The 9,838-nt window shown below is 67.4% G+C and carries 17 protein-coding genes; 2 read left to right on the top strand and 15 right to left on the bottom strand.

Going from position 1 to position 9,838, the window contains the following annotated elements; all coding sequences use genetic code 11:
* Positions 1-93 precede the first annotated feature (93 nt).
* The 3 genes from BFL28_RS09135 to BFL28_RS09125 all read right to left on the bottom strand — a co-directional run bounded on the left by BFL28_RS09135 (position 94) and on the right by BFL28_RS09125 (position 1,561).
* A complete protein-coding gene (locus tag BFL28_RS09135; RefSeq protein ID WP_069320266.1) occupies positions 94-621 on the bottom strand; it encodes a hypothetical protein in 528 nt (175 codons plus the stop codon).
* Between the two features lie 113 nt (positions 622-734).
* Positions 735-1,253 carry a hypothetical protein gene (locus BFL28_RS09130; protein WP_069320265.1) on the bottom strand — a complete coding sequence of 173 codons (519 nt, stop codon included), beginning with the start codon at positions 1,251-1,253 and terminating at the stop codon, positions 735-737.
* A gap of 23 nt (positions 1,254-1,276) precedes the next feature.
* Positions 1,277-1,561, bottom strand: a complete 285-nt coding sequence (locus BFL28_RS09125; RefSeq protein ID WP_069320264.1) for a hypothetical protein — start codon at positions 1,559-1,561, stop codon at positions 1,277-1,279.
* Positions 1,562-1,709: 148 nt separating this feature from the next.
* On the opposite strand from BFL28_RS09125, the gene BFL28_RS09120 reads away from it, so the two are divergent.
* Positions 1,710-2,003 (top strand): hypothetical protein, encoded by a 294-nt coding sequence (locus tag BFL28_RS09120; protein ID WP_069320263.1) that lies wholly within the window; start codon positions 1,710-1,712, stop codon positions 2,001-2,003.
* Between the two features lie 28 nt (positions 2,004-2,031).
* Here the strand turns inward: BFL28_RS09120 and BFL28_RS09115 are convergent, their stop codons facing one another.
* The 6 genes from BFL28_RS09115 to BFL28_RS09090 form a co-directional block, all read right to left on the bottom strand.
* Positions 2,032-2,580, bottom strand: coding sequence for a hypothetical protein (locus BFL28_RS09115; RefSeq protein WP_069320262.1), 549 nt, complete (start codon positions 2,578-2,580; stop codon positions 2,032-2,034).
* Between the two features lie 25 nt (positions 2,581-2,605).
* Entirely contained in the window at positions 2,606-3,727 is a 1,122-nt protein-coding gene (locus BFL28_RS09110; RefSeq protein ID WP_069320261.1) for a phosphoadenosine phosphosulfate reductase domain-containing protein, read from the bottom strand.
* Positions 3,728-3,733: 6 nt separating this feature from the next.
* Positions 3,734-4,450: a hypothetical protein gene (locus BFL28_RS09105; protein WP_069320260.1), complete on the bottom strand. Its 717-nt coding sequence runs from the start codon at positions 4,448-4,450 to the stop codon at positions 3,734-3,736.
* 45 nt (positions 4,451-4,495) lie between these two features.
* A complete protein-coding gene (locus tag BFL28_RS09100; protein WP_069320259.1) occupies positions 4,496-5,005 on the bottom strand; it encodes a hypothetical protein in 510 nt (169 codons plus the stop codon).
* 64 nt (positions 5,006-5,069) lie between these two features.
* On the bottom strand, positions 5,070-5,384 hold the full coding sequence (locus tag BFL28_RS09095; RefSeq protein ID WP_069320258.1) for a hypothetical protein: 315 nt from the start codon (positions 5,382-5,384) through the stop codon (positions 5,070-5,072).
* A gap of 16 nt (positions 5,385-5,400) precedes the next feature.
* Positions 5,401-5,694: a hypothetical protein gene (locus tag BFL28_RS09090; RefSeq protein ID WP_016510253.1), complete on the bottom strand. Its 294-nt coding sequence runs from the start codon at positions 5,692-5,694 to the stop codon at positions 5,401-5,403.
* Positions 5,695-5,821: 127 nt separating this feature from the next.
* On the opposite strand from BFL28_RS09090, the gene BFL28_RS09085 reads away from it, so the two are divergent.
* Entirely contained in the window at positions 5,822-6,070 is a 249-nt protein-coding gene (locus BFL28_RS09085; protein WP_035386549.1) for a hypothetical protein, read from the top strand.
* Here the strand turns inward: BFL28_RS09085 and BFL28_RS09080 are convergent.
* Genes BFL28_RS09080 through BFL28_RS09055 form a run of 6 tightly spaced genes read right to left on the bottom strand, consistent with a single transcriptional unit; the run spans position 6,058 to position 9,838 of the window.
* Positions 6,058-6,873, bottom strand: a complete 816-nt coding sequence (locus tag BFL28_RS09080; RefSeq protein WP_069320282.1) for a Mom family adenine methylcarbamoylation protein — start codon at positions 6,871-6,873, stop codon at positions 6,058-6,060. The genes BFL28_RS09085 and BFL28_RS09080 overlap by 13 nt on opposite strands.
* An 11-nt stretch (positions 6,874-6,884) precedes the next feature.
* Positions 6,885-7,889: a deazapurine DNA modification protein DpdA family protein gene (locus tag BFL28_RS09075; RefSeq protein WP_069320257.1), complete on the bottom strand. Its 1,005-nt coding sequence runs from the start codon at positions 7,887-7,889 to the stop codon at positions 6,885-6,887.
* A gap of 3 nt (positions 7,890-7,892) precedes the next feature.
* The gene (locus BFL28_RS09070) at positions 7,893-8,279 is read right to left on the bottom strand and encodes a hypothetical protein (RefSeq protein ID WP_069320256.1); all 387 of its coding nucleotides are present in this window, start codon (positions 8,277-8,279) and stop codon (positions 7,893-7,895) included.
* A complete protein-coding gene (locus BFL28_RS09065; protein WP_069320281.1) occupies positions 8,279-8,638 on the bottom strand; it encodes a DUF3768 domain-containing protein in 360 nt (119 codons plus the stop codon). The genes BFL28_RS09070 and BFL28_RS09065 overlap by 1 nt, the downstream gene beginning before the upstream one ends.
* A 43-nt stretch (positions 8,639-8,681) precedes the next feature.
* Complete coding sequence (locus BFL28_RS09060) at positions 8,682-9,647, bottom strand: hypothetical protein (RefSeq protein ID WP_069320255.1); 966 nt, start codon at positions 9,645-9,647, stop codon at positions 8,682-8,684.
* Positions 9,644-9,838: a hypothetical protein gene (locus BFL28_RS09055; RefSeq protein ID WP_069320254.1), complete on the bottom strand. Its 195-nt coding sequence runs from the start codon at positions 9,836-9,838 to the stop codon at positions 9,644-9,646. Before BFL28_RS09055 ends, BFL28_RS09060 begins: the two co-directional genes overlap by 4 nt.

Raw genomic sequence — 9,838 nt, 5'->3', positions numbered from 1 at the left:
CCCTTCGGCCGGGCAGGGCGCGATGAGCGCCCCTCACCGACCGCGTCTTCACGCGGACGGTGGATCGTGCGGGACGCGGACCGGGCCTGCCGATCATCGGCCGATCTGGTCGGTCAGGGCGGTGCCGATATCGGCGTGTGCCGCGGCGAGCGCGCCGATCGCGCGGCTGACGACGTCGGTCGCCTCGTCGGTCGGATCGATGCACCAGCATTTCCCGGCGTGGCGAATGTCGATCAGCCGGTCGGACTTGTTGTCGATCCCGAACGTGTAGCCGTGACGCTGGTCGAACCCGGCGACGGTGACGTCGGTGGTCTTCGCCTTGATCGCCACGATGGGCGCGACCGCGGGGGTTACCAGTACCGTATCGCGCGGCGTGTGCGCCTGTGGCACCAGCGCGGGTGCGGGCGGCTTGCCGAGCGTCGGCATCTTCGGGATCGGCACGAGGCCGTTCACCGCGTCCTGAGCCATGTCGGCCGCCATCGCGGTCGCCATGAAGATGGCGGTGCGCGCCAGATCCTGGGCGATGGCCTCGCGGTGCGGCTCGGTCAGCGTGGGGAGGAGGTAGCAGAGTTTGGTGTCGAGCGCGAAGGCGACGGGCTCGGCGTTGGGATCGATGCACATGATCGTGACCTTTCGGCAAAATGCCCGGACCCCATGTCCAGGATGCCGATCCGGTCCCTCTCTCCTTCCGGCGCAGCCGGTGCCGGCATCGTCGCGAGGCGATGCCGTGCCGTTCAGCGAGGCGGTCGCGGATGTCGCATGAGGCGCTTCCGGGCGGCCGACAGATGATCGATCGAGCGTTGCAGGAAGAAGGCGTGCGCGCTGTCGGATTCGAGTGTCCCCAACCGGCGTTCGAGCGCCGTGATACGGTGGTCGATCGCATCGATCGTCAGCATGATATCGTCGAACGAGAGCGCGACGACGGTCTGCGGATAGGGATAGGGCAGCGCCGGCGCGACGAAGGCGAGGAAATGCGGCTGCACGGGCAGGTGGTGCAGCAGGGCGATCGCGACCGCGCGGCGGATCTGGCAGGCGTCGTGAACGAGTTCCGTCAGTAGCGTGTCCATCGCCATCGGGCGGACAATCCTCAGCGCGCCGGGGTCGAGGGTAACGGCGATCGGATCGGTCGAGGCGAGGCCGATCACGCCTTCCGACAGGATGGCGAGAACGTCTCCTTCCTCGATGCAGGGACCGTCATCGAGACAGGCGTCATGCGCGGCCTCGCTGGTGTCGAAATAATGGACGCGATACATGGGCTGGCCCTTTCTCGCTGGGATCAGGAATATTGCGGGCGACGGCCAGGAAACCGCGCGGGCGGGAGGCCGGAGAAGCTGAAAGCGCGGAACCGTCCGCCTGCGTAGGCGGCCGAGTCCACCGGCGGGCGATGCCGCTGCAGACGTTCGAGCAGCCGGTTGGCGCGGCGCATCGCCGCGATCGCGGCCTCGTCATCGTAATGGAGGGCGATGACCCGGACGAAGGTGCCGGTATCGTACCACCAGCCACCCTCCTCGGGGCCGCCCCAGGCACGGTCTATTTCGTAGAAGGCGAGGATGCTGCGCATGGTGCCGGCTCCGGTTGTCACCGGGTCGGACGATCCTCCCGGTTCGGTCTTCCCGTTCCCCCTCCCCTCTTCCGGGCGATGGCGTCGATTTCGACATTTCAGGCCGAATGGGGTAGGTCGGAGCATTGACCAGAACGGGAGACCGGAAATGAAACTGGCAATCGGAGCCGTCCTTGCCGCGTGCGTCGCGACGCCGGGCCAGGCTCAGGTATTCGACATGGGCGGATTGACCGGCACCCTGTCGCAGGACGGCGTGACGCAATCCGAGGAGCGGCGCGCGAGCGGACGCTCGGCACGCGCCGCGCAAATGCAGCGCAGCGCGCGATATGATGACGAGCGGACGATCTGCACGAAGTCGCTGCCAATGGCGCGAGCCGATCTCGGACCGCGCAATGCAAAGGTCGCGCAGCTGGCTGCCGCCTGTCGCCGTGCAGGATATTAGGATTGCGGCGGTGCGCGCGATGGCATGGTCATGAAGGGCGCGCCCGCCTGATCGCGGCCTCGGCGTTGAGCAGGTCGACAAGGTCATCGCGGTGCGAGCGGATTTCGCTGTCGGGGTCGGCGACGACGGCCGCTGCGCGGCCGAGCAGATCGGCGAGATCACGATCCTTCATCGGCGCCGGCCTGGTCGCGGAACGCGCGGGTTCGTCCCCGGCCTTGTCGAGCATCAGTACGAGGATCGAGGGCTTGATGTCCTCGTCGAGCGGGCGACTGTCGGCGACGAACTTGCCGCCACGCGTGATCGCGAACGCGTTGAAGGTGGGTGATACCCCGTTATCGGCGTTGGGGATCGTGGTGCCGCGATCGTGGAACTGGATGTCGATGAAGCGCGACGGGCCACCATAGGTCTTTTCGAGAAAGCAGAAGGTCACACGGCGACCCTCGCTGGTTTTCGCCGTGATCGTGAACGCACCGTCGGGCACGTCGATCGGCTTGTGGGGTACGTTGTTGTAGCCCGCAAAACCTGCTGCGATCGCGTCGTCGCGGGTCATCACGGGGAGATCGGTGATATCGGCCATGTCAGGGTCTCCTTGAAGAGGGGGATCAGGCGGCGCGTTTGAGCGCGATGAGGCCGGCGAAGCGGTCACGGACCGCGCCGGCATCGGGATAGAGGTTGGCGAGGCCGTGCCGCGCGAGGATCGGCGCGCGGGACAAGGCGATGACGCCGGCCTCCTCGATGGTGGGGATGCGCGGCGGCCAGCCTTTGACGTAGCGCAGCTCGGGCGGCATCGCGGCTTCGAGCCGTCGCCGCTCGGCGGCGTCGGCCTTGGCGACGGTAATCCGGTTACGCAAATTGCCCGGTATGCGATGCGGTGCGACGTCGGCGAGCCAGCGCGCGGGCTGGAACGAGAAGGTCGAGGTCGCCTCGAGGGCGACCAGGTGGAGCAGCGCGGGGCGGTTCGCCGGCGCCGAAGCCGATGCCTGGGCGTCGCCGAGCGACTGGAGGACGCAGAAGCGGCACGACAGCCGCGACGACCGGTAGCAGGTGTAGGCGACGTGCAGCGGGATGCCGAGCGTGTCGTGCGCGGCGAAGACCTGCGGCGTCGTCCAGTGCGTGATCGGATTCCACAGCATCATCGCGGTGCCGTGCGGATTGCCGGCAGCGGCGTAGCGCGTGTCGGCTTTCCATTCGGGGGTGCGCGATCGCGCGACGCTCTCGTCGCGGCGCAGCCCGAGCACGTTGATGACGGTCTGGCCGCGCAGCAGCTTCGCCAGATACGGCCCGATCACATGGGCCTTCATCTCCGATGTGCAGAAGCGCAGCGCGGAGGAGGACCAGGGGCCGATGAGATTGTAGGTTTCGAGCGCCTCGTAGCGCGCCTTGCCGTTGGCGAAGCGGGTGGCCCAGCGGTCGAACAGGTCGCCGGCGTTGCGCCGGACGATCGTCAGCGGCACGCCGGCACGGGCAGCGAGATCCTCGACCGTCGCGGGCGTCTCGTCCCACTCGGCGCGGCCGAGGTCGGCATGAATGGCGATACGCCGCTCGCGTGGGTGGCCGAGGGCGTCGAGGATCAGGTTGACCGCGAACATCGCGGCCGAGCTGTCCTTGCCGCCCGACAGGTTGAAGACGATCCATGCGCCGCGTTCGATCGCGTCGAGGATGGCGGGCGGCAGGGCGATCGCCGGTAGGCCGGCGACCAGGCCGCGTCCGATGTCGATGAACATGGGCGTTCAGGCCGCGAGCGGTGCCGGCAGCGCCAGCCACTCGGGTTCGTCGTTGGCGATGACCGGATCGTGCGCGCGGGCCTCGGCCTCAGAGAACACGGTAGCGCTGGCGAGCGTCCCGAAGCCGTCGTCATTGTTCCAGAAGGTGGCGTGGCCGTCCTGGTCGCGCGATGCGAGAACGAAGCCGTATCGACCCTCGTGGGCATGCGCATCGGGTTTGGCCGCGTTGCTGCGCGCGGCGTGATCGAGGATGTCCTGGGTGCTGTGGAACGTCAGCCCCGCCTCGGTGATGATGACGCAGCCGCCTCCGAACTCGCCGGGGCGCAGCTTGTCGCAGTCGGCGATCCACGCGAACCCGCAGGGGAGCGCGGACTTGCAGACGATCTGGATCAGGCCGGCGACCGGCCCGATCCCGAACTGATCGCCCGAAAAGGTGGCGCGGCAATTGCCTGAGCCATCGGGTTCGGTGATGTCGATCCGGCAGTCGAGGTAAGGGAAATGCCAGTCATCGAACAGGGCGAGAAAGTTTTCGAACCGGCTCGCGCCCTTCGGCGGGAACAGGCTGTGGAAGCGCGTGCCGAGGCTGTCATAGCCGAGCGCGAGATCGGCGTCGTCGCCGTTGGTGTCGAGGATATCGACCGCCTGTTCGGCAGCGCGCAGCATGGCCGCTTCCTCGATCGTCACCGTCAGCGTGAACGCGGCCTTGGTGTAGGTGTTCGCCATGGGATTGCTCCGAAATGGTGGGAAAATGGTGGCACGCGGTCGCGTTCAGGCGTCCGCGGCCTCGGCGAGACGCGCCTGCGCGACCGCGGCCTCGGCGGGGTATGCCTGCGTGAGATTGCCGTGCAGGACCGCGAAATCCGGGATCGGGAAAACACCGTTCAGCCCGGGCCGGGTAATCAGCAGCGCGCTGATGACGGCATCGGCCGGATCGGCATGAACGATGCTCGGCGTCTCGCCGTTATACTCGACCGGCGCGGTGAAGCCCGCCTCGCGCCAGGTCGCGAGCCCCTCCTCGACGCGCGTCGCATAGTCGGCGACGGCCTCGTCGAGCTCGTTCTCGATATGGAGGACGAGTTCGACATAGCGTCCGAAGTCGTGGGCGTTGGATAGGCCGGCGAGGCGGCATCCGGGGGGTGGCGGGCCGTAGCGCGCGATCAGCGCGGACTTGTAGACCGCGATTTCGAGGCGGTTGAGGGTGTCGAAGTCGGGTGACTGCCCGAGTTGCGCGCAGTCTTCCTCGGCGGGACCGGCGCCGAGATCGATGAAATAGGGCATGGGGCTCTCCGTCGATCGTCATTGATCGACGCGCCCCATCCCCCTCCCCTTTCTCGTCGGGTGCTCAGTCGCCGAAGAAGCGGCGCTTGATGGCGATCTGCGCCTCGCCATCGGACTGGCCGAGCGTCATCAGCCGGTCGGTCTCGAGAGTGATCGCGAGATCGGCGGGTAGGTCGGCCCAGCGCGAGGCGATGGTGACGGCGGCTGCCGCTGAGGTCAGCTCGCCGGGGTGCGCGCCGTGCCATGCGACGGTTTCGTCCTCGCCCTCGAGATGGGGGTGCGGGCGCAGGACCTGCACGAAGAACGTGGCGAGCGGGCGGTCCCACCCGATGCTGACGCTGGTGCCGGGTTCAATGCCGGGAAACTGGTGGCGGCTCATGGCGGTCCTCTCAACGTCAGTGCAGCGAGATCCATTCGGCGTGCCAGGGGCGCGGGTGCGGGTAGAAACGAAGAACGCCGGGAACATCGGTTTCGCCGCTGGCGATGCGTTCTTCCAGCCAGAGGATGTAGAGCGCGGCATCGGCGAGATCGCCGGCGAGCAGATCGTCGAGCATCGCGGCCTCGCGTGCCGTCTGTTCGTCGATCGCGGACCAGTCCAGCGCGTCTAGGAAACGGTCGCGTCGATCGGTGTAACGCGCGATGCGGGCAGCGTCGGCCCGGACGCTGGCGATGGCGAGATGGATATCCACGGGCGGTGCTCCTTCCGGCATGTCGGTGACATGCCGCCCGCTCCCGCTTCCCTCATGTGCGCGCCTTTCGGCGCGGGGCCGATGCCAAACCCCGGATGATCCGCTATGGCGGATTCGGGAGATCGCGATGAAGATGATGATGATCCTGCTCGGCCTGGCGATGGCGGCGGCGACGCCGGCACCGGCACAGGTCAATCCGCAGGTCGATCCGACCGTCATGACGGGCTGGGCCGGTGGAGCTGCCGCGCAGCAGCGGCTGCGTCAGCGTCAGGGCCTGGCGGGAAAGCGAACAGCGCGTCGGTGCAGTTATTACGCGCGTGATCCGAAGCTGCGCTGTCCGTCCAAACGACCCGCAAGACGTTCCTATCGGTACTGACCTGACAGTTGTTCGCGGATTGCCTCGCTGCGGCGCGGATAGGCAAGCCGGGGCAGATCGCGCGCGGTGCGGCGCGCGTCGCGCGTCAGTTCGAAGCAATAGGTGAACAGCGGGCTTTGCCGATGCGCCTGAAGCAGGTCGTCGGCGCGGAGCCGCGTCAGCCAGTCGGCGGTGTGTTCGTTTGTCTCCGGCCTCGGCGCACCGAGCCGGACCAGCTGATCGATCGCCCCGGCGTGGCCGGATTCGAGGTTGCGGATCTTCGACAGCGTTCGCTCCGAGATCGTCTCCCCGGCGATGCGCAGCACTGTCCGCGGCCTCGTGCGACCGCGATAGGCGCCCGACAATGCGGCATAGACGACGCCGCAATGGCCGAAGGCGGGGTCGGAGAAGCTGACGACGGCGTCGATCCCGGGCTTGGCGAGACGCAGGAGGCGGAAGGCGCGCGACGTGAAGAAACTCTCGCCGTTGGCGGCGACCGAGGGCAGGCAGATAAGCCGCTGCAGCACGCAGCCGCGAGCGGGATCGGCATAGCCGGTGTGCCGGGTGATGACCGCGCCGGTCGCCGGCACGCCAAACACGATGAGACCGACCAGCGCGGATCTGCCCGCGTCGCCGGGACCGAACAGCCCGCAGGCAAGCTGGGCGGCGGGATAGCGCGGAAGGTAATGATGGTCGGCGAGGAATGCGCGGGCGGTATCGTGGGCGACGACATCCACGGCATAGCGGCGCGGGTCGATCACGCTGTCGCCGGCAACGAACAGGCTGCGCCGGTCGCGCCAGCGCTGGGAGCGGTCGGTGAGCATCTCGGTCTCCTTCACGCCGCGTCGGCGTAGATTTCGGCCGCCCATTGCTCGATCCACCCTGTGGTGATTTCGTCGTGATCGAGGTCGTCGCTTTCGATTAGGGCGCGGATCTCGCCGCGGGCCTGCGCGATCGCGCATTCCCAGGGGTCGGCTGTTGGTGGCGGTGGAGACGGCGACGCGGCCTCGGACATGTGTCGCGGAGGTTCCAGCGTTCGCGCGCACTGCGTGCGATACCAGCGTTCCATGAAGTCGGCGGCGAGCGCATCTGTCTTGGCGATGCGATGCTTGAGCGCGTGCTGGCGCACGCCCACGCCCCATCCCTGGCTGTCGATCGACGCGATCCAGCGCGCGAACGGGGTGAGGTACGGGAGCGCGTCGCCTTTCACCCCAAAGAGGTGCGCCTTGACGCCGATCGGCAGGATGCGGGTCAGCCGCTCGACGACGGCGATCAGTCCTTCGCGACCGTGGACCGGACGCCGACACATGCTGCCTATCCCGACAATGGCGCCGGGCAGGATAAGCCCGCCGATCGCGTCGAGCGAACGGTCATAGTCGTCGGGCACGCGGCCCTGGAGGACGGGCATCAGCCGGTCGCGGATGCCGAGGTCGCCGGCGCGGGCGAAGCATTCGCGGTTGGTGGCGGTGGTGCGCGCGATGCGGTCGAGCACTTCCTCGCGGTCGTGGGCAACGCCCTCTTCGCAGCAGTAATCGACTGACGAGAAGCGCCGGAACGGCCAGGATGCCGCGAGCGCCATGTAATCGGCGATGCTCCAGGGAAGCCCACCATAGCGGACCATCATGGTGTAACCGGCGGAATCAAGGTCGACGCTGGCGAGCGGTCGCGCGTTGGCGAGCGTGCCGGTGCGCCACCCCGACCACTCTCGCCAGCCATCGGCCTTGCGCCAGCGCGATAGACAATTGGCCGATATCAGCACGGGTGCTTGCAGCGCGACCGCGCGCTGAAGGATTGGCCCGTTGGCGAGATGCGGCAGGCCGAGGATGATCTCGATCGCCATCGTCTAGCTGCCAGCTAGCGGGTAGCTGTCCGGATAGCCGTAGATCCTGACGATGTGACCATTCTCGACGTCGATGGAGATGTTACCGTGAAGATCGCGGTGGGGGTCGCCGCGGCGGCGGATATAGAAATCGAACCGACCACGTCCCTCGTCGCTCAGCTCGACGCCACGCGTGAACGCCGACCAGGGCTCGTGATCGTCGAGGTCGGTGTCCGTCCATTCGGGATCGTCCGAGATCAGTGCGAAGTTAATCGACGCGTCGCCGTTGGTGAGGCTTTGCCGGCGACCTGTTTCGAGCACGACCTCGCCGACATGGTCGAAATTCGCTTCGCGGCGGGCGGCCTCGCGGATTGCGGCGATGTCGCCGGGTGACGGGCGGAAGCGCGACATCACAGATCCTCGCGCAGCATGAGCGTGAGGACGCGGCGCGTGACGCTGGCATCGGCGGGGTCTTCCGATCCCCATTCGAGCGACGCATCATAATAATCGATACGGAAGTGTATCGTCTCGCCTGACAGCTCGAACTGGCCGTGATCGCGCTCGGGACAGTCGGCGGGGAAAGTGTAGCGGCGCAGCGCCTGCAGGACATGCGCCTGAGCGATGGCTTCCGAGGCAAGCGTGCCGTTCGACAGCGCGCCGAGGCACGCGCGTGTCATGACGATCTTCGCGGTGCGGTCGAACCCCTGGCGGCAACGGTCGTTGAGCTGGGCGACGGCTTCGAGGCGCGTTTCGGTTGCGGTCGAAATCATGTGATGATCCTCCGTTCGGTCGATTGCGATGGTGGCGGGGACTTCAGGCGGCGAGCGCGTCGCTTCGTCCCCGGCCTCGTTGGGGAAAGGCCGCATGAAAGCGGTCGAGCCAGTCGCCCATCGTCGGGCGCTCAGCGAGCGGGATCACCGCCGCTACGTCCTGGAACCGGATGAGGTCGAGCGGCGCATCGCGGATGATGCGGTCGATCTCGTCAGCCGGCAGGAGATGCTCGTCGCGAATGAAGGCGGTCATCGACCCGGGGCGCGCGCGCGTCGATCTGCGCCACAGACCCTCGACCGTGTGCAGCCGCGGTGCGGCACGCGCTTCGACCAGCACGATGAGCCGCAGGCACCATTGTGGCAGCCCTCGGATCTCGTCCGGGTGGTTGGCGATGCACAGCCAGCACGCCGATTTGGGCGGCACCGGCAGACCCTCAGCCTGGATGCGGGCGACGCAGTCGGGCCGGTCCCATCGCCAGTCCCGCAAGGGATACTCGCAGTCGTACAGTGGATCGTCGATCGACAGCGCGTGGTTGGCGCGCGCGGTGTCGCGCGGTCCGGCGTCGTAGCCGATCAGGCGGACGACACGCTGCCCGCGCGCCCATGCGTCGACCGCTGGCTGCCAGGTCGACAGGAATTTGTCCTGCGGCGCCTTCTTGTACTTGAGGCTGCAACTCGACCCGCCGAGCGACTTGCTCGGCAGCGTGGCATTGGTCAGGCACATCTCGAGGATGCCGTAGTACGGCGGCCAATGTTTGAATCGTCGCGGGACATAGCTGACCAGCTCGAACGGGATACCGCGATCGCGCATCCAGGGCCGGATCACGTCGAGATATTCGTAGGTTGCCGGCTTCTCGACCGAGGTATCGGCGGTCAGTACCAGGTCGGGCGCTTCGCCGCGCGCGTGCTTCTCGATCAGCAGCGCGGTGCTGTCGACGCCGATGCCGTAGGCCAGCACCACTGGTGGTGGCGGCGCTAGGGGCACGACCGGAACTGCGGCGCTGGTCATGGTGCATCCTCCGGTTCGAGATAGGTGTCATACGGCGCACCGGCAGACTCGACCCAGCTACCTTCTTCGTCGAGGTTCTCGATCCGTGCGAGCAGCGCTTCCTTCAGCTGGCGCGCGTCGACGTCGTGGCCCTTGTCGTCGTTCGAGACGAGGCTGAACGCGATCGTGTAGGCGTGATTGTAGCGTTCCAT

The organism is Sphingomonas turrisvirgatae, assembly GCF_001721295.1.
Lineage (GTDB): Bacteria > Pseudomonadota > Alphaproteobacteria > Sphingomonadales > Sphingomonadaceae > Sphingomonas > Sphingomonas turrisvirgatae.
Note: the sequence above shows the minus strand (reverse complement) of the source record. Positions and strands in the feature narration are given on the sequence as shown.